General features: G+C 43.6%; 22 protein-coding genes. 20 read left to right on the top strand and 2 right to left on the bottom strand.

Features of this window, described 5'->3' with window-relative positions; genetic code table 11:
• Positions 1 to 5: 5 nt before the first annotated feature.
• Positions 6 to 1,193, bottom strand: a complete 1,188-nt coding sequence (cls, locus tag N667_RS0102250) for a cardiolipin synthase (protein WP_027408057.1) — start codon at positions 1,191 to 1,193, stop codon at positions 6 to 8.
• Positions 1,194 to 1,394: 201 nt separating this feature from the next.
• On the opposite strand from cls, the gene N667_RS0102245 reads away from it, so the two are divergent.
• The 9 genes from N667_RS0102245 to N667_RS0102205 all read left to right on the top strand — a co-directional run bounded on the left by N667_RS0102245 (position 1,395) and on the right by N667_RS0102205 (position 14,810).
• A complete protein-coding gene (locus N667_RS0102245; RefSeq protein WP_027408056.1) occupies positions 1,395 to 3,500 on the top strand; it encodes a (Fe-S)-binding protein in 2,106 nt (701 codons plus the stop codon).
• Positions 3,501 to 3,693: 193 nt separating this feature from the next.
• Positions 3,694 to 4,875, top strand: coding sequence for an acetyl-CoA C-acetyltransferase (locus tag N667_RS0102240; RefSeq protein WP_027408055.1), 1,182 nt, complete (start codon positions 3,694 to 3,696; stop codon positions 4,873 to 4,875).
• Positions 4,876 to 5,021: 146 nt separating this feature from the next.
• Complete coding sequence (locus N667_RS0102235) at positions 5,022 to 5,873, top strand: 3-hydroxybutyryl-CoA dehydrogenase (RefSeq protein WP_027408054.1); 852 nt, start codon at positions 5,022 to 5,024, stop codon at positions 5,871 to 5,873.
• Positions 5,874 to 5,896: 23 nt separating this feature from the next.
• Positions 5,897 to 7,030, top strand: coding sequence for an acyl-CoA dehydrogenase (locus tag N667_RS0102230; RefSeq protein WP_027408053.1), 1,134 nt, complete (start codon positions 5,897 to 5,899; stop codon positions 7,028 to 7,030).
• Between the two features lie 187 nt (positions 7,031 to 7,217).
• Positions 7,218 to 8,360 (top strand): acyl-CoA dehydrogenase, encoded by a 1,143-nt coding sequence (locus N667_RS0102225; protein WP_027408052.1) that lies wholly within the window; start codon positions 7,218 to 7,220, stop codon positions 8,358 to 8,360.
• Between the two features lie 21 nt (positions 8,361 to 8,381).
• Positions 8,382 to 9,011, top strand: coding sequence for a TetR/AcrR family transcriptional regulator (locus N667_RS0102220; RefSeq protein ID WP_027408051.1), 630 nt, complete (start codon positions 8,382 to 8,384; stop codon positions 9,009 to 9,011).
• A 28-nt stretch (positions 9,012 to 9,039) separates the two neighbouring features.
• On the top strand, positions 9,040 to 12,297 hold the full coding sequence (gene icmF / locus N667_RS0102215) for a fused isobutyryl-CoA mutase/GTPase IcmF (RefSeq protein WP_027408050.1): 3,258 nt from the start codon (positions 9,040 to 9,042) through the stop codon (positions 12,295 to 12,297).
• Positions 12,298 to 12,487: 190 nt separating this feature from the next.
• On the top strand, positions 12,488 to 13,048 hold the full coding sequence (rpoE, locus tag N667_RS0102210) for a DNA-directed RNA polymerase subunit delta (protein WP_027408049.1): 561 nt from the start codon (positions 12,488 to 12,490) through the stop codon (positions 13,046 to 13,048).
• 166 nt (positions 13,049 to 13,214) lie between these two features.
• Positions 13,215 to 14,810 (top strand): CTP synthase, encoded by a 1,596-nt coding sequence (locus tag N667_RS0102205; RefSeq protein ID WP_027408048.1) that lies wholly within the window; start codon positions 13,215 to 13,217, stop codon positions 14,808 to 14,810.
• 45 nt (positions 14,811 to 14,855) lie between these two features.
• Here N667_RS0102205 and N667_RS0102200 read toward each other — a convergent pair whose 3' ends face one another.
• On the bottom strand, positions 14,856 to 15,389 hold the full coding sequence (locus tag N667_RS0102200) for a DUF2529 domain-containing protein (RefSeq protein WP_027408047.1): 534 nt from the start codon (positions 15,387 to 15,389) through the stop codon (positions 14,856 to 14,858).
• Between the two features lie 165 nt (positions 15,390 to 15,554).
• Between N667_RS0102200 and N667_RS0102195 the strand changes: the two genes are divergently transcribed.
• From N667_RS0102195 to prmC, 11 genes are all read left to right on the top strand, one after another.
• Positions 15,555 to 15,917 carry a response regulator gene (locus tag N667_RS0102195; RefSeq protein WP_027408046.1) on the top strand — a complete coding sequence of 121 codons (363 nt, stop codon included), beginning with the start codon at positions 15,555 to 15,557 and terminating at the stop codon, positions 15,915 to 15,917.
• Between the two features lie 188 nt (positions 15,918 to 16,105).
• Complete coding sequence (locus N667_RS0102190) at positions 16,106 to 16,966, top strand: class II fructose-bisphosphate aldolase (RefSeq protein ID WP_027408045.1); 861 nt, start codon at positions 16,106 to 16,108, stop codon at positions 16,964 to 16,966.
• Positions 16,967 to 17,051: 85 nt separating this feature from the next.
• Positions 17,052 to 17,699: a fructose-6-phosphate aldolase gene (gene fsa / locus N667_RS0102185; protein WP_027408044.1), complete on the top strand. Its 648-nt coding sequence runs from the start codon at positions 17,052 to 17,054 to the stop codon at positions 17,697 to 17,699.
• A gap of 85 nt (positions 17,700 to 17,784) precedes the next feature.
• On the top strand, positions 17,785 to 19,071 hold the full coding sequence (locus N667_RS0102180) for a UDP-N-acetylglucosamine 1-carboxyvinyltransferase (RefSeq protein ID WP_027408043.1): 1,287 nt from the start codon (positions 17,785 to 17,787) through the stop codon (positions 19,069 to 19,071).
• A gap of 28 nt (positions 19,072 to 19,099) precedes the next feature.
• Positions 19,100 to 20,065, top strand: a complete 966-nt coding sequence (glpX, locus tag N667_RS0102175) for a class II fructose-bisphosphatase (RefSeq protein ID WP_027408042.1) — start codon at positions 19,100 to 19,102, stop codon at positions 20,063 to 20,065.
• A 259-nt stretch (positions 20,066 to 20,324) separates the two neighbouring features.
• Positions 20,325 to 21,596, top strand: coding sequence for a transcription termination factor Rho (gene rho, locus N667_RS0102170; protein ID WP_027408041.1), 1,272 nt, complete (start codon positions 20,325 to 20,327; stop codon positions 21,594 to 21,596).
• A 129-nt stretch (positions 21,597 to 21,725) separates the two neighbouring features.
• Positions 21,726 to 21,926 (top strand): 50S ribosomal protein L31, encoded by a 201-nt coding sequence (rpmE, locus tag N667_RS0102165; RefSeq protein WP_027408040.1) that lies wholly within the window; start codon positions 21,726 to 21,728, stop codon positions 21,924 to 21,926.
• A 135-nt stretch (positions 21,927 to 22,061) separates the two neighbouring features.
• The gene (locus N667_RS0102160) at positions 22,062 to 22,688 is read left to right on the top strand and encodes a thymidine kinase (protein WP_027408039.1); all 627 of its coding nucleotides are present in this window, start codon (positions 22,062 to 22,064) and stop codon (positions 22,686 to 22,688) included.
• A 63-nt stretch (positions 22,689 to 22,751) separates the two neighbouring features.
• On the top strand, positions 22,752 to 23,192 hold the full coding sequence (locus N667_RS0102155) for a hypothetical protein (RefSeq protein WP_232223871.1): 441 nt from the start codon (positions 22,752 to 22,754) through the stop codon (positions 23,190 to 23,192).
• 94 nt (positions 23,193 to 23,286) lie between these two features.
• On the top strand, positions 23,287 to 24,363 hold the full coding sequence (gene prfA, locus N667_RS0102150; protein WP_027408037.1) for a peptide chain release factor 1: 1,077 nt from the start codon (positions 23,287 to 23,289) through the stop codon (positions 24,361 to 24,363).
• Positions 24,353 to 25,222, top strand: a complete 870-nt coding sequence (gene prmC, locus N667_RS0102145; RefSeq protein ID WP_027408036.1) for a peptide chain release factor N(5)-glutamine methyltransferase — start codon at positions 24,353 to 24,355, stop codon at positions 25,220 to 25,222. Before prfA ends, prmC begins: the two co-directional genes overlap by 11 nt.
• The last annotated feature ends 119 nt before the right edge of the window (positions 25,223 to 25,341 follow it).

Raw genomic sequence — 25,341 nt, 5'->3', positions numbered from 1 at the left:
AAAAGTTATAGCCACTCGGAAAGAAGACTTGACAGCGATTCTTTTCCCCGTTCCCATATCGTCCTTTTTTTCCAAACATCGAGCGTTAACCGCTCAGACCGGGATAGGTCATACTTCAACACATTTTTCATTTGCTTTATAAAAGAATGATCGTAAATGAAGCAATTCATCTCTCCATTTAGGAAAAAGCTGCGTTTATCGAAGTTGGCTGTTCCAATACTACACACTTTTTTATCAATAATGATCGTTTTGGCATGATAAAATCCCTGGTAGAAACGATAAATGTGGGCGCCTGCTTTTAATAAGCGGTAAAAATACGGAAATGCTGCTTCTTTCACAAACGGATGATCCGCTTTTAGCGGAACGAGAATGGTGACTTCTACTTGACGCTCAAGGGCATCCAGCAAGGCCTTCATTACTTTTTTCCCCGGGATAAAATAGGGGGATCCAATAATAATTTGTTGCTTAGCTTGCTCAATTAAATCAATGAAATCGTCTGCAAGTCCCTCTCCGTTTGTTGAAATAAATTGATGGTTGATGGAGCCTTTCTCTGTGGTTGGAAAATATCGGTTACGATCCGCTAGTTTTTTCCTAGTTGCCGCTTCCCAGTCATAGAGAAATTCTGTTTGTAAATCTTTAACTCCTTCGCCACTTATTTTTAAATGGTAATCGCGCCAATCGCCAAAATCGGTACTTTGGCCTATATACTCTTTTCCGATGTTAAAACCGCCGATGTAGCCAATCTTCCCATCGATTACAGTAATTTTCCGATGGTTTCTTCGGTTGAGTTGATAAAAAAAGTAAGGAAATGTCGGTTTTCGGCTATAAGCGAAGTGTACCCCGCTTTTCTCTAAGGAACGGATCGTTTGTTTAGGTAGTCCAAAACTACCCACCCAATCAACGAGAAGGCGCACTTCTACTCCTTCTTGGGCCTTTTGTTTTAATAGTGAAAAAAATTGTTGACTAATTTCGTCCGTTTTGACAATATAGAACAAAATATGAATGTGATGTTTCGCTTGTTGAATGGTTTGAAAGTAATCAGCAAACAAATGCTTTCCATTGGTAAATAACGTTGCGTCGCTTCGACGTATCGGATATTTCTTTTTTTTGATGGCTACTCTCCACTTGCGGCCAGCCTGCTCATCAAGAATAATTAGAAGCAATAAAATGATAATTATCCATAAAGCTACCACAGTATCTTCCTCCTGTCCGCATCGTTCTTTATTTTAATGTGCCCGAAATGAAAAAAATTAGCACCTAGACCAGCAAAACGTTGTTGACTGAATGCTCATTCATTATTAAAATGAAATCAAAGGGGTATAATTCTGAAAATTTGTTCTCTTGTTAATATTTTCATTGTTCCATCTAAGCAAGGGGGAAAGGAGAGTTAAAAGGTGAATGCTTTGTTAATCATTAATTTACTTGCGTTTTTGCTTGTAACCGCTTACGCTGTATATTTATTTACGTATTTAGTGAAAACGCGCATTGCCTACATTAAGCTAGGGAAAAAGGTCGAGTTCGACCAAAAAGTAAAAGAACGTCTCGAGAAAATTTGGCTTAATGTATTTGGACAGAAAAAGCTGCTGAAAGACAAAAAAAGCGGCATCATTCACGTGATCTTTTTCTACGGGTTTATTCTCGTTCAGTTTGGAGCCATCGACTTTATTATTAAAGGGATTGTGCCGGGCGGCCATCTTCCATTAGGCCCGCTTTACCCGGGATTTACGTTTTTCCAAGAGATTGTAACCTTGCTGATTTTAATCGCGGTATTATGGGCGTTTTACCGCCGCTATATTGAGAAACTTGTCCGTTTAAAACGCGATCTTAAAGCAGGATTAGTTCTTATTTTTATCGGCGGGCTCATGCTTTCCGTATTGTTTGGAAACGGAATGAGCATGGTTTGGCATGCTGAAGAAGCAACATGGAGCGAACCGGTCGCCTCATTGATTGCCGGCGCCTTTTCGTGGATAGGAACAACAGGAGCAATCGTTCTTTTTTACTTCGCATGGTGGGTTCACTTGTTGATCTTGCTTACCTTCCTAGTATACGTCCCTCAATCGAAGCACGCACATCTAATCGCAGGTCCAGTGAACGTATTTTTCAGCCGTTTGTCTCGTCCAAAGCTTGAAAAAATTAATTTTGAAGATGAAACGCAAGAATCGTTTGGAGTCGGGAAAATTGAGGATTTCAAACAAACGCAGCTCATTGATTTATATGCTTGCGTAGAATGTGGCCGCTGCACGAATATGTGTCCAGCGACGGGAACGGGCAAGATGCTTTCCCCGATGGATTTAATTTTAAAATTGCGCGACCATTTAACTGAAAAAGGGGCCGCTGTGACGTCTAAAGCTCCTTGGGTGCCGACGTTTGCCTTCAAAAATACTAGGGGCAATCAACTTGCCTTCGCGGCACAAGGCATGCAGGAACAAGCTGCTGCACTAGAAATGCCAAGTTTAATTGGCGATGTGATTACCGAGGAGGAAATTTGGGCCTGTACAACATGCCGCAACTGCGAGGACCAGTGCCCGGTTATGAATGAACATGTTGATAAAATCATCGACCTTCGCCGCTACCTTGTATTGACAGAAGGAAAAATGAATGCGGACGCTCAGCGGGCGATGACCAATATTGAACGTCAAGGAAATCCATGGGGCTTGAACCGGAAGGAAAAAGAAAACTGGCGCGAATTGCGCGAGGATGTGCATATTCCAACGGTCAAAGAAATGCAGAAAGCCGGCGAAGAATTTGAATATTTATTCTGGGTCGGTTCTATGGGAGCGTTTGATAATCGCAGCCAAAAAATTGCGTTGGCATTTGCGCGGTTGTTGAACGAAGCCGGCGTGAAGTTCGCTATCTTAGGAAACAAAGAGAAAAACTCAGGCGATACACCGCGCCGTTTAGGAAACGAATTTTTATTCCAAGAATTAGTGAACAACAATATCGCAGAGTTTGAAAAAGCGGGTGTCAAAAAAATTGTCACAATTGACCCGCATGCCTACAACACATTTAAAAACGAGTATCCAGATTTCGGCTTTGAAGCGGAAGTATACCATCATACAGAGCTTCTTGCCAAACTTGTAGAGGAAGGACGCTTAGTGCCGAAATACGAGGTCAACGAAACGGTCACGTTCCATGATTCATGTTACCTCGGACGTTATAACGAAGTATACGAACAACCGCGCAGCATTTTGCGCGCCATCCCGGGCGTGAAGCTTGTAGAAATGGAGCGCAACCGCGAAAAAGGCATGTGTTGCGGTGCAGGCGGCGGTTTAATGTGGATGGAAGAAACGACAGGAACGCGCATTAACGTGGCGCGCACAGAGCAGGCATTAGCGGTCAATCCGACTGTTATCAGCTCCGGCTGTCCGTATTGCTTAACGATGTTGACAGACGGAACAAAAGCGAAAGAAGTCGAAGAGAAAGTAGCGACTTACGATATTGCCGAATTATTGGAAAAAGCGGTGTTTGGCAGCGAACAACAAAAAGATGTCGCATCGTAAAAAAAAATTGAATAAATAATTCGTATTTTTAAAAATAATTAGTATAATATAAGGTGAAGGTGTACGAATTTGTGCACCTTTCTCCTAATCGATTGTATCGAGCGAGCGTTCAGTCTGTATTTTGTAACCGTTTTCTATGTATATACAGGCTGTAAAAACTTAAACATTAGCATATTTCAAGGGGGAGAGGAAGATGGGCAAGACGGTTATTTTAAGCGGGGTGCGCACTCCGTTCGGAAAGTTTGGCGGCGGCCTTAGCTCATTGACGGCTGCTCAATTAGGAGGGGTTGCCATTAAAGAAGCGCTTCAGCGCGCGGGAATTAGTGGCGATCAGGTGGATGAAGTCATTTTAGGAACCGTACTTCAAGGAGGTCAAGGACAGCTCCCTTCACGTCAAGCGGCTCGCTATGCCGGCATTCCTTGGGAAGTGCGGACGGAAACCATTAATAAAGTATGTGCTTCCGGCATGCGTAGTGTCACATTAGCAGATCAAATTATTCGTGCCGGTGACGGTGAAGTGATTGTAGCTGGAGGCATGGAGTCGATGAGCAACGCGCCATATATGTTGCCGAAAGCGCGTTGGGGACTTCGCATGGGGGACTCGACAGTAAAGGATTTAATGGTTTACGACGGTCTTACGTGCAGTTTTACGGGTGTTCACATGGGCATATATGGAGGCGAAACAGCGAAAGAGTTAGAAATTTCGCGCGAAGAGCAAGATGCTTGGGCGTATCGCAGCCATCAAAAAGCCATTGCAGCCATTGAGGCAGGGCTGTTAGCCGAGGAAATTGTGCCAGTGGAAATACCGCAACGCAAAGGCGAACCGCTTGTCATTGAACATGATGAAGCACCGCGCAAAGATACATCGCTCGATAAATTAGCAAAGCTTGCTCCAGTGTTTGATCCAGCCGGTACGATTACAGCCGGCAACGCTCCGGGGGTTAACGACGGGGCTGCGGCGCTCGTATTGATGAGCGAGGAGCGGGCGCTCAGAGAAGGAAGAACGCCGTTAGCTACCATTGTGGCGCATACATCGATCGCTGTAGAGGCAAAAGATTTTCCGAAAACTCCAGGGCTTGTTATTAACGAGCTGTTAAGAAAAACGGGCAAAACGGCGGCGGATATTGATTTGTTTGAAATTAACGAAGCGTTTTCCGCTGTCGCGTTAGCTAGTATGAAAATCGCTGGATTGGATCCAGAAAAAGTCAACGTAAACGGTGGAGCGGTGGCATTGGGCCATCCGATCGGGGCAAGCGGAGCGCGCATCATTATTACGTTGATTCACGAACTCAAGCGCCGTGGCGGCGGTATTGGTATTGCGGCGATTTGTAGCGGCGGCGGCCAGGGCGACGCGATTATGGTGCAAGTGGACTAAGAAGCCATTAAAACATTATACAAAGCATTGAATTCTAGATGCTGTTACTTAAATGAACGAAGAACGCCTGGCCGTGGCGGCGTTCTCGTTCAAGTATGATGGAGAGAAAAAATAGTTTCAAAGATTAATAGATGGGGGATTGAAATATGGACGTTAAACAAGTAATGGTAGTTGGCGCTGGCCAAATGGGATCAGGTATTGCGCAAGTATGTGCGATGGCAGGATATGAAGTGTTTTTGCATGATTTAAAGCAAGAATATGTGGACCGCGGACTTGCGACGATTTCTAAAAATTTGGCACGGCAAGTTGAGAAAGGAAAATTGACAGAAGAAGAAAAAGCGGGCATTTTAAATCGAATTACTCCTTCGCTTGATTTACAGAACGCAAGCAACGTAGATTTAGTGATTGAAGCGGTCGTTGAAAACATGGAGGTTAAAACGAAACTATTTGCACAACTCGATGAAATTGCTCCTCCGCATGCCATTTTAGCAACAAACACATCCTCACTTCCAATCACAGAAATTGCCGCAGCAACGAAACGACCAGAAAAAGTCATTGGCATGCATTTTATGAACCCAGTTCCTGTGATGAAGCTTGTGGAAATTATCCGCGGCTTGGCAACAGCTGAAGAAGTATATCAAACGATTGAAGATATGACTCATAAACTTAACAAAGTGCCAGTAGAAGTGAACGATTTCCCAGGATTTATTTCGAACCGTATTTTAATGCCGATGATTAACGAAGCGATTTACGCGCTTTATGAAGGCGTTGCCACAAAAGAAGCGATCGATGAAGTGATGAAGCTCGGCATGAACCATCCAATGGGGCCATTGACGTTGGCCGATTTTATCGGATTAGATACGTGCCTTTATATTATGGAAACACTTCACGAAGGATTCGGCGACGACAAATATCGCCCATGCCCGCTGCTACGCAAGTATGTGAAAGCTGGCTGGCTTGGACGTAAAACTGGAAAAGGATTTTACACATACGAATAAAAACAGCAAAGAAGGTGACAGACATGAATTTGCGTTTTACTGAAGAACAAGAAATGATGCGCAAGATGGTGAAAGAGTTTGCTGAAACCGAAATCGCTCCGTTCGTGGAGCACATGGAGCAAGGCGAGTTTCCGCGCCCAATTCTTAAAAAAATGGCGGAGCTCGGCTTGATGGGAATTACGATTCCAGAAGAATACGGCGGCGCTGGGATGGATTTTACATCGTACATTATCGCGATTCATGAGCTTTCGAAAGTGAGCGCGACGATAGGTGTTATTTTATCGGTGCACACATCCGTCGGCACGAACCCGATTCTTTATTTCGGAACGGAAGAGCAAAAGAAAAAATACGTGCCGAAACTGGCGAGCGGTGAATATTTAGGAGCGTTTTGCTTAACGGAACCGAGCGCTGGTTCAGATGCGAAAAGCTTAAAAACAAAAGCGGTTCGCCAAGGAGATTACTATATTTTAAACGGCTCGAAAGTGTTTATCACAAACGGAGGAGAAGCGGATACGTATATCGTGTTTGCTCGCACGAATCCAGAAGAAGAAGGAAGCCGAGGCATTTCGGCATTTATCGTTGAAAAAGATACGCCAGGTTTTATCATCGGCAAAGATGAAAAGAAAATGGGTTTGCACGGATCAAGAACGGTACAAATTTCATTTGAAGATGCCAAAGTGCCGGCAGAAAATTTGTTAGGCGAAGAAGGTCAAGGATTTAAAATTGCGATGGCAAATCTCGATGTTGGGCGCATCGGTATTGCCGCACAATCGCTTGGCATCGCAGAAGCGGCGCTTGAACATGCGACAGCTTATGCGAAAGAACGCATTCAATTTGGCAAGCCAATCGCTGAACAACAAGGGGTGGCGTTCAAGCTCGCCGATATGGCTACAGCAGTGGAGGCAGCGAAGCTATTAGTGTACCGTGCGGCGTTCTTGCGCGCAAACGGTCTTCCTTGCGGCAAAGAAGCGTCGATGGCCAAATTGTTCGCTTCGCGGGCAGCAGTGGAGAATGCAATCGAAGCTGTACAAATTTTTGGCGGCAATGGCTACACGGAAGATTATCCAGTGGAGCGCCTGTTCCGCGACGCAAAAATTTGCGAAATTTACGAAGGAACAAGCGAAATTCAGCGCCTAGTCATCAGCAAACAATTATAAAGGACACAACAAGTGCCGTTGAAGAATTCAGAATAGTAATTCTAGACTAAAGGTTTTCTACATTTAGGTAGTATCTCGGTTGCAATCAAATGGTTTGGTGACTACTGTCCAGCAAGTGCAAGTAGTAGTTGCTATTAGTTAGTTAATACACTTTGATCAAATTATATAGAGATCGGGGGAGCGGACGATGAACTTTCAATTAACGGAAGAGCATGAAATGATACGAAAAATGGTACGCGACTTTGCGAAAAATGAAGTCGCGCCGACCGCAGCAGAACGCGATGAAGAAGAACGATTTGATCGCGAGATTTTTAACAAAATGGCCGAGCTTGGCTTAACAGGTATTCCTTGGCCGGAAGAGTACGGCGGTATTGGCAGCGATTATTTAGCCTATGTCATTGCGGTGGAAGAACTTTCAAAAGTGTGTGCTTCTACCGGCGTCACATTGTCAGCGCATATTTCCCTCGCGAGCTGGCCGATTTATAAATTTGGCAACGAGGAACAAAAACAAAAATATTTGCGTGCGCTAGCGACGGGAGAAAAATTGGGCGCTTACGGCCTTTCTGAGCCGGGAGCAGGGTCTGACGTATCTTCGATGAAAACGAGAGCAGTATTAGACGGAGACCATTATGTCTTAAACGGCTCCAAAGTCTGGATTACGAACGGTGGCGAAGCAGAAATTTATGTCGTATTCGCTGTCACAGATCCGGAAAAGAAACATAGAGGCATTAGCGCATTTATCGTAGAAAAAGGAACGCCAGGGTTTTCGATCGGTAAAAAAGAGAAGAAGCTTGGCATTCGTTCGTCGCCGACGACGGAGTTAATTTTTGAAGATTGCCGTATTCCAAAAGAGAACCTTCTTGGACAGGAAGGGGAAGGATTTAAAATCGCCATGATGACATTGGACGGCGGCCGGAACGGTATTGCCGCACAGGCAGTCGGTATTGCTCAAGGCGCATTGGATGCTGCCGTGGAATATGCAAAAGGACGTGTGCAGTTCGGCAAGCCGATCATTGAGCAGCAAGGGGTTGGCTTTAAGTTAGCAGACATGGCGACAGCGATTGAAGCGGCGCGTTTATTGACATATCAAGCAGCATGGTTAGAATCTGAAGGGCTTCCATATGGAAAAGCATCAGCGATGGCCAAGCTATTTGCTGGTGACACAGCGATGAAAGTAACGGTTGATGCGGTGCAAATTTTTGGTGGATACGGATACACGAAAGACTATCCAGTGGAACGGTTCATGCGCGACGCGAAGATTACACAAATTTACGAAGGAACGCAAGAAATTCAAAGACTTGTTATTTCTCGAATGCTGACAAAAGAATAATTGGGGCGAACAGCGATGAATATGAAGAAACGCGAAGTGCCTGCATCTGTTAAAGATGAGCGCCTAGTAAAGAAGCGGCGTAACGAAATGATTAAAGGAGCGATTGCTCTTTTCAAACAAAAAGGATTTCATCGCACGACAACAAGGGAAATCGCGAAAGCGTCCGGTTTTAGCATCGGGACTTTATATGAGTATATCCGCCAAAAAGAAGATGTGTTGTATTTAGTGTGTGACCGCATTTATGATGAGGTGCACGAACGGATGGAAAAAGATATTGGCACCCATCATGGAACCATCGAAAGTTTTAAACTGGCCATTGCCCGTTATTTCAAGGTTATTGACGACTTGCAAGACGAAGTGCTCGTCATGTATCAAGAAGTCAAATCATTGACGAAAGATTCATTGCCATATGTTCTCAATAAGGAACTTCAAATGGTCGCGATGTTTGAAAAAATTTTGCAGACGTGTGTGCAAAATGGGGTTTTTCAATTAACAGAACAAGAAATCAAGTTGTTTGCCCATAACATTTTTGTGCTTGGGCAAATGTGGGCGTTTCGCCGTTGGGCATTGCACAAAATGTACACGCTTGATGAGTATATTGAGTTGCAAACAGATTTATTGTTAAGGGGTATTTTGGAGAAACGGTCATAATGTCATAGACAACAAAGGGGGAAAGAGGATGGCTCATATTTATCGTCCGAAACATCATGTTCGCTTTGTGACAGCCTCTAGTTTATTTGATGGCCACGATGCCTCAATCAATATTATGCGCCGTATTTTACAAGCAAGCGGCGCAGAAGTCATTCACTTAGGACATAACCGGTCCGCGGAAGAAATCGTCAATGCTGCTATTCAAGAGGATGTACAGGGCATTGCTGTTTCTTCCTACCAAGGTGGTCACGTCGAATTCTTCAAATATATGTACGATTTACTCAAAGAAAGAGGGGCTTCCCACATCCGCATTTATGGCGGTGGGGGCGGCGTCATTATTCCTAGGGAAATAAAAGAATTGCACGACTATGGAATTGCCCGTATTTTTTCACCAGAGGATGGGCGTGTTCTTGGTTTGCAAGGCATGATTAATGTAATGATGGAAGAATGCGATTTCCCAACAATTCAAGAGATTACAGACGAGTTGGAGCGTCTGCCAAATAGGGATGTGCAGGCCATTGCACGTCTCATCACTGTGTGTGAAAATCGCATGGATATGGTAAAAGAAGCTGCTGTAGCCGTTGATAATGTTCTTGATAAAGTAAAAGAATTAACAAAGCCAGTTCCGGTCGTCGGTATTACCGGAACTGGTGGAGCAGGGAAAAGTTCGCTCACCGATGAATTAGTACGCCGCTTTTTAAACGAGCTTCCGGACAAAACGATTGCGATTTTATCAGTTGATCCAACAAAGCAAAAAACAGGTGGAGCCCTTTTAGGGGATCGCATTCGCATGAATTCGATCAATTCACCAAGAGTATACATGCGCAGTTTAGCGACCCGTAATTCGCGCTCCGAATTGTCACTCGCGATTCAAGATGCGATTCAAGTCGTCAAAGCGGCTGGATTTGATTTAATCATTGTTGAGACGAGCGGCATCGGGCAAGGGGATGCAGCGATTACCGAAGTGTGCGATATTTCCATGTATGTAATGACGAGCGAATTCGGGGCACCGACTCAGCTTGAAAAAATTGACATGATCGATTATGCGGATTTAATCGTGATCAACAAATTTGAGCGCAAAGGTTCTGAAGATGCAAAGCGCCAAGTGCAAAAGCAATATCAGCGCAGCCATCAATTGTTTGATAAAGATTTATCAGAAATGCCTGTATACGGAACAATTGCAAGCCAATTTAACGATCCGGGCACGAACACGCTATTTGTCGCATTAGTGGACTTAATTAACAAAAAGGCGGGCACAAACTGGACAACAACGCTTGAAAAGGTAACGGACGTTCAAAAACAAAACGTCATTATCCCAAATGACCGTCGCTACTATTTGCGTGAAATTGCGGATACGGTACGCAACTATCATAAAAAGGTCGAGCATCAAGCGAGCATCGCCCGTCGTTTATTCCAGCTCGAAGGGGCCATTGAAGCGGTTAAAGAGCGCGAACGAAATGAAGAGGTGCTTACATCGCTTGAAGCGTTAAAACAACACTATGAAAACGAGCTAACGACAGAATCAAAACAAATCCTTTCCTCGTGGGAGGAGTTAAAAGCGAAATATGCTGCAAAGCAGTTTGTTACGAAAATTCGCGATAAAGAAATCGTGACGGAATTAACAACAAAAAGCTTAGCTGGCTTGGATATTCCGAAGGTGGCACTTCCGAAATTTAAAGATTATGGGGAAATTTTACGCTGGGTATATAAGGAGAATGTACCAGGTTCCTTCCCATATACAGCTGGCGTATTCCCGTTCAAGCGCCAAGGGGAAGATCCGAAGCGGCAATTTGCTGGTGAAGGAACGCCAGAGCGGACGAACCGCCGTTTCCATTATTTATGTAAAGATGATCCAGCAAAGCGCTTAAGCACGGCATTTGATTCAGTCACGTTGTATGGGGAAGACCCGCAATATCGTCCGGATATTTTCGGAAAAGTGGGTGAAAGCGGCGTCAGCGTTTGTACGCTAGACGATATGAAAAAGCTATATAAAGGCTTTGATCTATGTCATCCATCGACATCTGTGTCAATGACGATCAATGGACCGGCACCAATTATTTTGGCGATGTTTATGAATACGGCCATTGAACAGCAAGTGGAAAAACGAGAACAAGAATTAGGCCGTCCATTAACAGAAGTAGAATATGAAGAAGTGAAAGCGTGGACGTTGCAAACAGTGCGCGGCACGGTGCAGGCAGATATTTTAAAAGAAGATCAAGGACAAAACACATGCATCTTCTCAACAGAATTCGCGTTAAAAATGATGGGAGATATTCAAGAATACTTTATTAAAAACAAAGTGCGCAACTACTATTCCGTTTCTATCTCCGGCTATCATATCGCCGAAGCAGGAGCGAATCCGATTACACAGCTCGCGTTTACGTTGGCGAACGGCTTCACGTATGTTGAATATTATTTAAGCCGCGGCATGCATATTGACGATTTTGCGCCAAACCTTTCATTCTTCTTTAGCAACGGTTTAGATCCTGAATATACGGTAATCGGACGTGTGGCTCGCCGCATTTGGTCGGTCGTCATGCGCGAAAAATATGGGGCAAACGAACGAAGCCAAAAATTAAAATATCATGTGCAAACGTCCGGCCGTTCTTTGCACGCACAAGAAATCGATTTTAACGACATTCGTACAACACTTCAAGCTTTAATGGCGCTTCATGACAACTGCAACTCTCTGCATACGAACGCGTACGATGAAGCGATCACAACACCGACCGAGGAGTCGGTCCGCCGCGCAATGGCGATCCAGCTCATTATTACAAAAGAGCATGGATTAACGAAAAACGAAAATCCGTTGCAAGGGTCGTTCATCATTGAAGAGTTGACCGATTTAGTCGAAGAGGCGGTATTAAAAGAGTTTGAACGCTTGAACGATCGCGGCGGCGTGTTAGGCGCGATGGAAATGCAATATCAACGCGGTAAAATTCAAGATGAATCAATGTACTATGAAATGAAAAAACATAGCGGAGAACTGCCAATCATCGGCGTCAATACGTATTTGAATCCGAATCCGCCATCGGAAGAAGAACTCAACAACATTCAACTGGCGCGCGCTTCGTACGAAGAAAAAGAATTGCAAATTGCGAATTTACGAGCATTCCAGGAACGCAATAAAGACAAAATAGAGGAAGCCCTCAAGCGTTTAAAACATGTAGCGGTAAGTGGCGGCAATATTTTTGAAGAATTGATGGAAACGGTCAAAGTTGCAAGCCTTGGGCAAATTACAAAAGCATTATATGAAGTGGGCGGTCAATATCGCCGCAACATGTAATCAAACGATCGCAGGCTGATCCATTTGTGTTGGATCAGCCCCTTTTTCGCTGAAAAAATTTTAGAAACTATTGATTCAGAACTAGCATAAACAAAAGGAATTTGTTTATAATGAATGGTATGTTATTCTAAGTGCAATTATTTATTTTTTTGGGTGATGAAGTTTATTACATAGAAAGGGAGTGCCGGATTTGAGTTTGCAGCAATACTCTCGCGAGGAATTACAAGAAATGTCGCTCGTTGAAATCGCTTATCTTATTATGACAGAGAAAAAGGAAGCGTTGCCGTTTCAACAGCTTGTCCATGAAATTGCTGCTCTAGCAAATTTAACAGAAGAAGAAGTACAGACGCGCCTTGCGCAATTTTATACAGATTTGAATATTGATGGACGCTTTATTTGTATCGGGGAAAACCGCTGGGGCTTGCGTGCTTGGTACCCATATGATCAAACGGAAGATGAAAACGTCACCGCAACGATTAAGCCGAAGAAAAAGAAAAAAGCGGTTGATGAGTACGATGACTACGATGAAATCATCGATGACGAAGAGTTGGATTATGATGATCTCGATGATTATGAAGACGAGGAAGATGTCGATCTCGATGATGAACTTCTTGATGAAGACGAATTCGATCTTGACGAGGCAGATACATTTGACGATGAACTAATTGATGACGATGAGTTCGATTTAGGGGATGAAGAGTTAGACGATGAACTTTTAGAAATGGATGAAGCAGAGGAAGAGGAAGAGTGACAATCCCCTTGACTTTATATGATGAACTATGTAGAATCTTATTTGGGCTCTTTTAAAAATAATGTATAAATCATATCGCTCCCTTACAGATGTAAGTGGAGCGTTTTTTATTTTAAAGCTTTGAGCACACTTTAAGTGTTATATATATCGGCAAGGGGGAAACAAAATGACAAAGTACATTTTTGTAACAGGCGGCGTCGTTTCATCATTAGGGAAAGGTATTACAGCGGCATCATTAGGTCGTTTGTTGAAAAACCGCGGATTGAATGTAACGATTCAAAAGTTCGATCCATACATCAACGTCGATCCAGGGACCATGAGCCCATATCAACATGGGGAAGTATTCGTTACGGATGATGGGGCAGAAACGGATTTGGATTTAGGTCACTATGAGCGCTTTATTGACATTAATTTGAACAAGTATAGCAATGTGACAACTGGAAAAATTTATTCTACTGTATTAAAAAAAGAACGCCGTGGTGATTATTTAGGGGGTACAGTACAAGTCATCCCACATATTACAAATGAAATTAAAGAGCGGGTGTTCCGGGCTGGAAAGGAAACGAACGCGGATGTCGTTATTACTGAGATAGGCGGAACAGTTGGTGATATTGAATCGCTACCATTTTTAGAAGCAATCCGCCAAATTAAAAGCGATATTGGACGAGAAAATGTCATGTATATTCATTGTACGCTCGTCCCATATATTAAAGCAGCTGGCGAAATGAAGACAAAACCGACGCAACATAGTGTGAAGGAACTTCGCAGCTTAGGCATTCAGCCAAATGTCATTGTCGTTCGCACTGAAATGCCAATGTCACAGGAGATGAAAGATAAAATTGCTCTGTTTTGCGATATTGATCCAAAAGCGGTCATCGAGGCTCGTGACGCTGATACGCTATACGCTGTTCCATTAATGCTTCAAGAACAAAAACTGGATCAAATCGTTTGCGAGCATTTAAAACTTACCTGCCAAGAAGCAGATATGACTGAATGGAAAGCACTTGTTGAGAAAGTACGCAACCTTTCACATAAAACAAAAATTGCGCTTGTCGGAAAATATGTCGAATTACAAGATGCTTATATTTCAGTGGTTGAAGCGCTTCGCCACGCTGGATACGCTTTTGACACGGAAGTGGAAATTAAATGGATTAATTCCGAGCATGTTCACCGCGAAAATGTAGAGGAATTATTAAAGGATGCGGATGGCATTCTTGTTCCAGGCGGCTTTGGCGACCGTGGAATTGAAGGGAAAATCGAGGCAATCCGCTATGCGCGTGAGCGTCGTGTACCGTTTCTCGGAATTTGTCTTGGCATGCAGTTAGCATCGATTGAGTTTGCCCGCCATGTTGTTGGATTAGAAGATGCTCATTCATCGGAAATTAACCCAAATACGTCTCATCCGGTGATTGATTTATTGCCAGAGCAAAAAGATATTGAAGATTTAGGCGGAACGCTTCGCTTAGGATTGTATCCGTGTAAGTTATTAGAAGGTACTCTCGCTTATGAGGCATATCAGGATGAAGTGATTTATGAACGCCACCGCCATCGATATGAATTTAACAATCAATACCGCCAAATCATGGAGCAGCATGGATTTGTTTTCTCTGGTACAAGTCCAGACGGCCGATTAGTTGAAATTATTGAGTTGAAAGATCATCCTTGGTTTGTGGCAGCGCAATTCCATCCGGAATTTACATCGCGCCCGACAAGACCACAGCCGCTGTTCCGTGAGTTTGTTAAGGCATCGCTACAGCGCTAATAGAAAGAAAGGACGGTCTCGCTTCGACCCGAGACCGTCCTTTCCTTATTGATTATACTCATCCAAAATCTCAATAATTGTAAAAAATAAGCAATAATAAGCAAACAGTGCCGTCATAACAGCTGGAAAGCCGAACCGTGTACCATCGTCTTTCGGGATGAGCGGTTTTGTGAGTTTGCTGTCGATATGTATGTCGACTGCGTCAACAAGGGACTGTTCTTCTCCATTGATAGCGGCCGAAATACCTACAGTGGCAACTCCTAGTGTTTGTAATTGCTCGGCCAATGCAATGGCCCGTTCATCATTTGAAAAACGTGTAATAAGGAGAACGCGGTCCGTGTGGTCGATGTCAGTGCGAACTTGTCCATTTTCCATTAATCTCTCTACTTTTGGCAATGTTTCTTTTCCTTTTATTGCTTCAAGGACGACTGCTTCCATCTCATCAAACCCGTGGATAAGTATGCGTCCAGCACCCATAATCGCTTGAGAAAGCAACCGAGCTCCATCTTCGATAGCTATGTCTTCTTCTTCAGCCAGTTTTTTTAAATAGCCGTTTAATTGTGTCATAAAAATCTTCATTGTTTCACCTTCCTTCTAACGATTACAGTATACTTCATTTGTTTAGGAAAACAACCATTTTACTGTATGTTATTTATTGATAATCGTATAAGAAAAGGAAGGAAAAATAAAACAAAATGCGAATTTATTACAGATAGGAAAACAAAGAATAGAGGTGCATAACAGATGGGGAACAAGCTTTTAATTGTTGACGATCAATATGGAATCCGAATTTTATTAAATGAAGTGTTTCAAAGGGAAGGTTATACAACTTTTCAGGCAGCCAATGGAGTACAAGCGTTAGAAATTGTTCAAAAGCACCAACCGGATTTAGTATTGTTAGATATGAAAATTCCTGGCATGGACGGCATTGAAATATTAAAACGAATTAAAGCGATGAATCAATACATTAAGGTGATTATCATGACAGCATACGGCGAGCTTGATATGATCCAAGAAACAAAGGAACTAGGGGCGATTATGCATTTTGCCAAACCGTTTGATATTGATGAGCTGCGCGAGGCGGTCAAAAAATATATTTCAGCATAACTTCAACAAACTTTTTTAAAATTCGAACAGGCCCATAATGTTGCTGTTTCGTTCGTAAGTTGGTATGCTTATAACGTAAGAACGAAGCACGCCTTTCTTTTATACATATTTTGGCTCATTTCGGCGATGCTACGCATAGCCTCCCTTTTTGTGAAGGGCGAAGTCTAATGAGTAAGGAGGATCTTATCATGCCTTTAGTGTCAATGAAAGAAATGCTAAACAAAGCGTTGGCGGAAAAATATGCGGTGGGGCAGTTTAATATTAACAATTTGGAATGGACACAAGCCATTTTAGCTGCTGCTGAAGAAGAGAAGTCTCCAGTTATTCTCGGCGTATCAGAAGGAGCGGCTCGCTACATGGGCGGCTTTAAAACAGTTGTCAACATGGTCAAAGGTTTAATGGAAGATATGAATATTTCTGTTCCTGTTGCGATTCACCTCGACCATGGCTCTAGCTTTGAAAAGTGTAAAGCCGCTATTGATGCTGGTTTTACATCTGTTATGATTGACGCCTCTCATCATCCATTTGAAGAAAATGTCCAAATTACTTCACAAGTTGTCGAATATGCTCATGCACGTGGCGTATCGGTAGAGGCAGAACTTGGTACAGTCGGTGGACAAGAGGATGATGTTGTTGCTGACGGTATTATCTATGCTGACCCGAAAGAGTGCGAAGAGCTTGTGAAACGTACAGACATTGATTGCTTAGCGCCTGCCCTCGGTTCTGTTCACGGCCCTTACAAGGGAGAACCAAAATTAGGTTTTAAAGAAATGGAAATTATTCGTGACTTAACGAATGTTCCGCTTGTATTACATGGCGGCACTGGCATTCCGACAGAACAAATTCAACGTGCTATTTCGCTTGGCACTTCAAAAATTAACGTCAATACAGAAAACCAAATAGCTTTCACAAAGGTCGTTCGTGAAATATTGGCAAAAGACGAAAAAGTATACGATCCGCGCAAATATATCGGTCCGGGACGCGACGCGATTAAAGCAACGGTTATCGGCAAAATGCGCGAGTTCGGTTCTTCAGGAAAAGCGTTGTAATCGCATAGCCGCATCGTTTTGGCCGCGCGCTGAAACGAGCGGTTTTGTTTCATTTCCTTACAATGTCATTTGGGAGGATAAGTCGATGAAGTTTTTTATTGATACGGCTAATTTAGAAGAGATTAAAAAAGCGAATGAATTAGGGGTTTTGGCGGGAGTAACGACAAACCCGAGCCTTGTGGCGAAAGAAAATATTTCTTTTCATGACCGCCTTCGTGAAATCACTGCTATTGTATCGGGATCAGTGAGCGCTGAAGTTATTTCCACAGACGCAAAAGGAATGATCGAGGAAGGGGAAGAGTTAGCGAAAATTGCCCCGAATATTACAATTAAGGTGCCGATGACACCAGAAGGGCTTAAAGCAGTTAAAGTGTTTAGTGAAAAAGGAATTAAAACGAACGTTACACTTATTTTTACAGCAAACCAAGCGTTGTTAGCAGCACGTGCAGGAGCAACATACGTATCGCCGTTTCTTGGCCGCCTCGACGATATCGGTCATAATGGCTTAGAGCTCATTTCAACGATTGCCAACATCTTTGATATTCACGGCATCGATACGGAAATTATCGCCGCTTCGATCCGCCACCCGCTTCATGTGACGGAAGCTGCATTAAGAGGCGCGCATATTGCGACCGTTCCTTACAAAGTGTTAATGCAATTGTTCCAGCATCCGCTTACCGATCAAGGAATCGAAAAATTTTTAGCTGACTGGAATCAGCAAAAACAACGATAGAAATCGTCCATTTTTGTCTAAACTGTAAATGTTTCCTTTAAAATTCGCGCAAGTGCAAGGCATCTTCGCTGGAAGGGAGACTATAATGGAAAAGTTAAAAATCATCGGAGGCGACCCTTTGCAAGGAACGGTGAGGGTAAGCGGGGCAAAAAATAGTGCTGTTGCATTAATTCCAGCGACGATTCTCGCTGACTCGCCAGTGACAATTGAAGGGTTGCCGGATATTTCAGATGTTCGTGTATTGGGAGAATTAATTGAAGAAATTGGCGGCACGTTTCATTTTAACGGCAAGGAAGCGACAATTGATCCGACAAATATTGTGTCGATGCCTCTTCCAAACGGGAGAGTAAAAAAGCTACGCGCTTCCTACTATTTGATGGGGGCAATGATCGGGCGATTTAAAAAGGCGGTCATCGGCTTGCCCGGTGGCTGCCATTTAGGCCCGCGCCCAATTGATCAACATATTAAAGGATTTGAAGCATTAGGAGTTAAGGTGACAAATGAGCAAGGGGCTATTTACCTGCGTGCGGATGAATTGCACGGCGCCCGCATTTATCTAGACGTGGTGAGCGTAGGGGCGACCATTAACATTATGCTGGCAGCTGTGCTCGCCAAAGGACGCACTATTATTGAAAATGCCGCTAAAGAACCAGAAATTATTGATGTCGCAACACTCTTGTCGAATATGGGTGCAAAAATTAAAGGTGCTGGAACAGATATCATTCGCATCGACGGAGTAGAGCGATTATCTGGATGCCGTCATTCTATTATTCCTGACCGAATCGAGGCTGGAACTTTTATGATCGCCTCAGCAGCGATGGGCAAAGAAGTGATTATTGATAATGTTATTCCTCAACATCTGGAGTCGCTGACAGCGAAATTGCGCGAAATGGGCGTACATGTGGAAACAAATGATGATCAAATATTGGTAATGGGTGCGTCCCAAATGAAAGCGGTAGATATCAAAACGCTTGTTTACCCTGGATTTCCAACCGACTTGCAGCAGCCATTTACGTCTCTATTAACAAAAGCAAATGGGACGAGCGTCGTTACTGACACGATTTACAATGCGCGCTTTAAGCATATTGACGAATTGCGCAGAATGAATGCTAACATTAAGGTTGAAGGACGCTCGGCGATTGTGACAGGCCCTGTATCGTTGCAAGGAGCGAAAGTGAAGGCAAGTGACTTGCGGGCTGGTGCATCGCTTGTCATTGCTGGTTTAATGGCGGAAGGATTAACGGAAATCACTGGCATTGATCATATTGACCGCGGATATAGCCGTCTTGTCGAGAAACTGACAGGGTTAGGAGCAACAATTTGGCGGGAAAAAATGACTGATCAAGAAATCGAACAAATGCAAAATTCTTAGACAACTAAGGGGAGAGGGAGAAGTTACAATGGAAAGAAGTTTATCAATGGAACTTGTTCGTGTGACTGAGGCAGCTGCATTAGCTGCTGCCCGCTGGATGGGGCGGGGGAAAAAGGACGAAGCGGATGGCGCGGCTACATCGGCTATGCGCGATGTGTTCGATACGATCCCGATGAAAGGGACTGTCGTCATCGGGGAAGGGGAAATGGATGAAGCACCGATGTTATATATTGGTGAGAAGCTTGGAAACGGCTATGGACCGCGTGTCGATGTAGCTGTGGATCCGCTTGAAGGAACAAACATTGTCGCTTCGGGAGGATGGAATGCGTTAGCTGTAGTAGCTGTAGCTGATCATGGAAACCTGCTTCACGCCCCTGATATGTATATGGATAAAATTGCGGTTGGACCGGAAGCTGTTGGCATGATTGATATTAATGCACCAATTATTGATAATTTGAAAGCGGTTGCTAAAGCAAAAAACAAAGATATTGAAGATGTAGTGGCTATCGTGCTAAACCGTCCGCGCCATGAACATATTATTGCCCAATTGCGTGAGGCTGGTGCTCGCATTAAACTTATTAATGATGGAGACGTTGCAGCAGCGATTAATACAGCATTTGATCATACTGGTGTTGACATCTTGTTTGGTTCGGGCGGTGCGCCGGAGGGAGTGCTGGCGGCCGTTGCACTCAAATGTTTAGGCGGCGAAATTCAAGGAAAGCTGTTACCGCAGAATGATGCCGAATTAGAACGTTGCAAAAAAATGGGGCTCGACGTCAACAAAGTATTGCGCATGGAAGATTTAGTAAAAGGTGATGATGCGATTTTTGCTGCAACGGGAGTTACTGATGGTGAGTTGCTACGAGGAGTGCAATTTAAAGGATCTTACGGGGAGACTCATTCAGTTGTCATGCGAGCTAAATCAGGAACGGTTCGTTTTATAGATGGACGCCATAGCTTGAAGAAAAAACCTAACTTAGTCATCAAACCATAAACGATGTAAGCGAGGCGCAGATGCAATATCTCCCTCGCTTCTTTCTTAATATAGAGCAATAAAATAAAAATGTGTTGATTAAAAAACAGGAAAAAGGGTAAAATAGTCATGCTGTGTGTACATAAAATAAGCTCTGCGATTTTTGCTTCTTAAACTGTAAACCTTCATGACCTTCTTTCATCCCATCCATAACTTATTTCATAAACCCTTTTTGGTATACATGGGAGAAAACGAAAAATAGTAAAAGTGTGGTGTCGAAATGGACTTAACAATTTCGGTATTAGAAAATATGAAACTAAAAGAGCTGTATGAACTGGCTCGGCAATATAAAATTTCTTACTACAGCAAACTCACAAAAAAAGAGCTTATTTTCGCTATTTTAAAAGCACAGGCAGAACAAGATGGACTATTGTTTATGGAAGGCGTGCTCGAAATCATTCAATCAGAAGGCTTTGGGTTTTTGCGTCCAATCAACTATTCACCGAGCTCGGAAGATATTTACATTTCTGCATCGCAAATTCGCCGCTTTGATTTAAGAAATGGGGATAAAGTTTCTGGAAAGGTTCGTCCTCCAAAGGAAAATGAGCGCTATTACGGACTTCTTCATGTTGAAGCGGTCAACGGGGAAGACCCGGAAATTGCCAAAGAACGCGTTCATTTTCCTGCACTAACTCCTCTTTATCCGAACCGCCAAATGAAATTAGAAACCACATCCGATAAATTATCGACGCGAATTATGGATTTGATCGCCCCAGTTGGTTTTGGACAGCGCGGACTGATTGTCGCCCCTCCAAAAGCAGGAAAAACAATGCTCTTGAAAGAAATTGCTAACAGCATTACGACGAATCATCCGGATGTGGAGCTTATCGTTCTTCTTATTGATGAACGTCCTGAGGAGGTTACAGATATCGAGCGTTCAGTTGCGGGGGACGTTGTAAGTTCTACATTTGATGAGGTGCCGGAGAACCATATTAAGGTGGCTGAGCTTGTATTAGAGCGCGCTATGCGTCTCGTCGAACATAAGCGTGATGTTGTTATTTTGATGGACAGCATTACCCGCCTTGCACGCGCCTACAACTTAGTCATTCCGCCTAGTGGACGCACGCTTTCCGGGGGAATCGACCCAGCCGCGTTCCACCGACCGAAACGATTTTTTGGAGCAGCACGCAATATTGAAGAAGGCGGCAGCTTAACGATTTTAGCAACAGCACTTGTCGATACCGGATCGCGCATGGACGATGTCATTTATGAAGAATTCAAAGGAACTGGAAACATGGAATTGCATTTAGACCGTTCGCTTGCTGAACGGCGAATCTTCCCAGCTATTGATATTCGCCGCTCCGGTACGCGCAAGGAAGAATTGCTTATTCCAAAAGAACATTTAGAAAAGTTGTGGACTATTCGAAAAACGATGTCAGACACACCGGACTTTACTGACCGTTTCTTAAATAAGCTTCGCCAAACAAAGACAAACGAGGAATTTTTCAGCATGTTAGATGAGGAATGGAAAACTGTGGGAATAAAAAAATAACCAGTTGCAAAACAAAGGCACCCTTGCTATAATTTTGTCATGTGTGTTTTGTTAAACGGTGAGAAATGACTCACAACGATAGAGAAACTCTGTTTCGAAATGATTCAGGGCGGAAGGAGATGAAAAGAAATGAAAGCAGGAATTCATCCTGAGTACAAAAAAGTCATGGTAAAATGTGCTTGCGGAAACGAATTCGAAAGCGGTTCTGTGAAAGATGAAGTGCGAGTAGAGATTTGCTCTGAGTGCCATCCATTCTACACAGGACGTCAAAAATTCGCTTCTGCTGCAGGACGTGTTGATAAATTCAACAAAAAATACGGCCTTAAATAAAAAATCGAAGGCAGCATAATTGATTTACGCTGCGCTAATAATGACCGTCCATTAATAAACACAAAAAACAGGCAAGCGAAAATTTTTCACTTGCCTGTTTTTTCGTAAAGGTTGGAAAAGAAAGGGGAAGCCCCGATGTATGTAATGAAACAGTCAGGCTGGCTTGAGGTGATTTGCGGCAGCATGTTTTCAGGCAAATCAGAAGAATTGATTCGCCGCATCCGCCGTGCAACGTTCGCGAAACAAGAAGTAAAAGTATTTAAACCGATGATCGATAACCGTTATAGCGAAGAAGCGGTTGTATCGCATAATGGCACATCGGTGATCGCGACTCCTGTTGCCTCAGCACGCGAAATATCGAAATATATTTCAGACCAGACAGATGTCATCGCAATTGACGAAGTCCAATTTTTCGATGAAGAAATTGTCGAAATTGTGCAAAAGTTAGCTGATCGGGGCTATCGTGTTATTGCGGCTGGACTTGACCAAGATTTTCGCGGCGAGCCGTTTGGTCCGGTGCCGACTCTTATGGCCATTGCTGAATCGGTTACGAAGCTTCAGGCAGTTTGTACTGTATGCGGTTCCCCAGCAAGCCGCACGCAGCGATTAATTAATGGCAGACCGGCTTCTTATCACGATCCTATCATTTTAGTCGGCGCAAGCGAATCATACGAGCCGCGCTGCCGTCATCATCATGAAGTGCCTGACAAGCCGGAAATGCAGCATCATCACGAAACAGCAAATGAGCGTATTGCTCGATGATGGAACATTCCTCCATCAATATTTCTTCAATGATTGGAAAAGATAACGGCAGGGAGGCGACGAATGATGAAATATGTACTGCCGTTACTTTTCGCTATCGTTCTTTCAGCGTGTACGATAAACCCAACGGATTCACAATATCACGCTCAGAACGAAGATAAAAATGGAAGAAAGTTAATGACAGGAAACGAAGCAAAGCCTAATTATGATCGGATATATAATCACTTTGACGATCCGGAGAAGACCAATCAAAATCCGAATTTTATCGGCATAACGCATGGAAGCGAAACAAATCGTGCCGATGTTCGCAAGGCGGTGCAGGTTGTTAGAAAATATACAAATTATGAACCGGGATCGGTATGGATCAACGGTAACGACATGTGGGTCACCGTCCATACCCGCCGCAATATGTCCGATAGCCAAAGAGAAAAAGAACAAGCCCGCCTATACAAACTGCTTACTAAATCAATTCCAAATTATAACATGCGTGTTCGCATAGATTGACTATAATGCCCTTTAGTAGGGCTTTTTTTATTTAGAAAACAGTAGTATAATTATAAATTAGACTGTGTTATGGACAAAGGCAGAGGTGAATCACGTGTTTGAACGTCTTCAAGCGGTAGAAGAGCGCTATGAACGATTGAATCAACTATTAATGGATCCAGAAGTAATCAATGATCCGAAAAAGCTCCGCGATTATTCAAAAGAACAAGCTGACTTAGAGGAAACGGTGCATACCTATCGGGAGTATAAATCAGTTCGCGAGCAGCTTGCAGATGCAAAAGCGATGTTAGAAGAAAAATTGGATCCTGAAATGCGCGAAATGGTGAAAGAGGAAATTAGTGAACTCGAGGAGCGCGAAGAAGCGCTTGTCGAAAGGTTAAAGGTATTACTGTTGCCAAAAGACCCGAACGACGATAAGAACGTTATTATGGAAATTCGCGGTGCGGCTGGTGGTGAAGAAGCCGCGTTGTTTGCCGGCGATTTGTACCGTATGTATACGCGCTATGCTGAGTCGCAAGGTTGGAAAACGGAAGTGATCGAAGCAAGTCCAACCGGATTGGGCGGTTATAAAGAAATTATCTTTATGATTAACGGAAAAGGAGCTTATTCTAAATTAAAGTTTGAAAACGGCGCCCATCGTGTTCAGCGTGTACCGGAAACGGAATCAGGCGGTCGCATTCATACATCGACAGCCACGGTGGCTTGTTTGCCGGAAATGGAAGAGATCGAAATTGAAATTAACGAAAAAGACATTCGCGTCGACACCTTCGCTTCGAGCGGTCCAGGTGGGCAAAGTGTCAATACGACAATGTCAGCGGTGCGCTTAACGCACATTCCAACAGGAATCGTTGTTTCTTGCCAAGATGAGAAATCGCAGATTAAAAACAAAGAAAAAGCGATGAAGGTATTGCGCGCTCGCATTTACGATAAATATCAACAAGAAGCGCGCGCTGAGTACGACCAAACGCGCAAGCAGGCGGTGGGAACGGGAGATCGCTCTGAGCGTATTCGAACTTACAATTTTCCGCAAAACCGCGTAACCGATCATCGTATCGGTCTAACATTGCAAAAACTCGATCAAATATTAGAAGGCAAGCTTGATGAGATCATTGATGCACTAATTTTAGACGACCAGTCGAAGAAGCTGGAGCAGGCGAACCATGAATCATAACAAAATTTACGAAGTCCTTCATTGGGCTTCTTCTTTTTTAACAGAGAACGGAAAAGAAGCGCGGGTAGCGGAGCTATTAATGCTTCATCATTTAGGAATAACGCGGGCACAACTGTTCGCGTGCTTGCGGGAAGAGATGAATGAACGTGTTAAGCAAGTGTTCATTCAAGATGTACAAAAACATGTCTATGAGCATATACCGGTACAATACATTATTGGTTCAGAAGAATTTTATGGACGCAAGTTTCTTGTCAATCGGGAAATTCTAATTCCAAGGCCGGAAACAGAAGAGCTCGTTGACGAAGTGTTGAAACGGATCGAGCGGTTTTTTCCGCAACAAGAAGCAATTGATGTGGTCGATGTCGGAACGGGCAGCGGAGCCATTGCGATAACTATTGCGCTAGAAAATCGGGCTTTGCTTGTAAGCGCGATCGATATTTCCCGTGAATCATTGCGGGTGGCGAAGGAAAATGCTGACCGCTTCGGGGCGGAAATCGATTTTTTACAAGGGGATTTGTTGCAGCCGCTCATTCAGGCGGAACGCAAAGTTGATGTCGTCGTCTCCAATCCCCCTTATATTCCCGAAGGTGACATTGCTTGCCTTTCGCCTGTTGTGAAAAACCATGAACCACTAAGGGCGCTTGTTGGAGGAAAAGACGGTCTTGATTTTTATCGCCGTTTTATGAATGAATTGCCGCTTGTCTTAAAAAAACGTGCTCTTGTTGCATTTGAAATCGGTGCGGGGCAGGGAAAAGCGGTAGCTGAGCTGCTAAAACAAACATTCCCACAAGCAAGAGTTGATGTTGTTTTTGATATTAATGGAAAAGACCGGATTGTTTGTGCGGAAATAGAGCAATGATGAATGAAAATAGCACCTATAGCCCTCCAACGAATGAAAGGAGCAAAGAGCGAGGGGGCTATTTTTCTTTTTTATATGAGCTGCCACGCTGCTAGCAAATAAAGAAAATGATATTTTAG

Source organism: Anoxybacillus tepidamans PS2 (assembly GCF_000620165.1).
GTDB classification, from domain to species: Bacteria; Bacillota; Bacilli; order Bacillales; family Anoxybacillaceae; genus Anoxybacteroides; species Anoxybacteroides tepidamans_A.
The sequence above is the reverse complement of the archived record's forward strand: the minus strand, read 5'-3'. Positions and strand labels throughout refer to the sequence as shown.

Coding starts and splice junctions, on each gene's coding strand:
- N667_RS0102240 (WP_027408055.1), top strand. CDS start 3,694: ATGGGCAAGACGGTTATTTTAAGCGGGGTGCGCACTCCGTTCGGAAAG.
- N667_RS0102235 (WP_027408054.1), top strand. CDS start 5,022: ATGGACGTTAAACAAGTAATGGTAGTTGGCGCTGGCCAAATGGGATCA.
- N667_RS0102230 (WP_027408053.1), top strand. CDS start 5,897: ATGAATTTGCGTTTTACTGAAGAACAAGAAATGATGCGCAAGATGGTG.
- N667_RS0102225 (WP_027408052.1), top strand. CDS start 7,218: ATGAACTTTCAATTAACGGAAGAGCATGAAATGATACGAAAAATGGTA.
- N667_RS0102220 (WP_027408051.1), top strand. CDS start 8,382: ATGAAGAAACGCGAAGTGCCTGCATCTGTTAAAGATGAGCGCCTAGTA.
- icmF (WP_027408050.1), top strand. CDS start 9,040: ATGGCTCATATTTATCGTCCGAAACATCATGTTCGCTTTGTGACAGCC.
- N667_RS0102205 (WP_027408048.1), top strand. CDS start 13,215: ATGACAAAGTACATTTTTGTAACAGGCGGCGTCGTTTCATCATTAGGG.
- N667_RS0102200 (WP_027408047.1), bottom strand. CDS start 15,389: ATGAAGATTTTTATGACACAATTAAACGGCTATTTAAAAAAACTGGCT.
- N667_RS0102195 (WP_027408046.1), top strand. CDS start 15,555: ATGGGGAACAAGCTTTTAATTGTTGACGATCAATATGGAATCCGAATT.
- N667_RS0102190 (WP_027408045.1), top strand. CDS start 16,106: ATGCCTTTAGTGTCAATGAAAGAAATGCTAAACAAAGCGTTGGCGGAA.
- fsa (WP_027408044.1), top strand. CDS start 17,052: ATGAAGTTTTTTATTGATACGGCTAATTTAGAAGAGATTAAAAAAGCG.
- N667_RS0102180 (WP_027408043.1), top strand. CDS start 17,785: ATGGAAAAGTTAAAAATCATCGGAGGCGACCCTTTGCAAGGAACGGTG.
- glpX (WP_027408042.1), top strand. CDS start 19,100: ATGGAAAGAAGTTTATCAATGGAACTTGTTCGTGTGACTGAGGCAGCT.
- rho (WP_027408041.1), top strand. CDS start 20,325: ATGGACTTAACAATTTCGGTATTAGAAAATATGAAACTAAAAGAGCTG.
- rpmE (WP_027408040.1), top strand. CDS start 21,726: ATGAAAGCAGGAATTCATCCTGAGTACAAAAAAGTCATGGTAAAATGT.
- N667_RS0102160 (WP_027408039.1), top strand. CDS start 22,062: ATGTATGTAATGAAACAGTCAGGCTGGCTTGAGGTGATTTGCGGCAGC.
- N667_RS0102155 (WP_232223871.1), top strand. CDS start 22,752: ATGATGAAATATGTACTGCCGTTACTTTTCGCTATCGTTCTTTCAGCG.
- prmC (WP_027408036.1), top strand. CDS start 24,353: ATGAATCATAACAAAATTTACGAAGTCCTTCATTGGGCTTCTTCTTTT.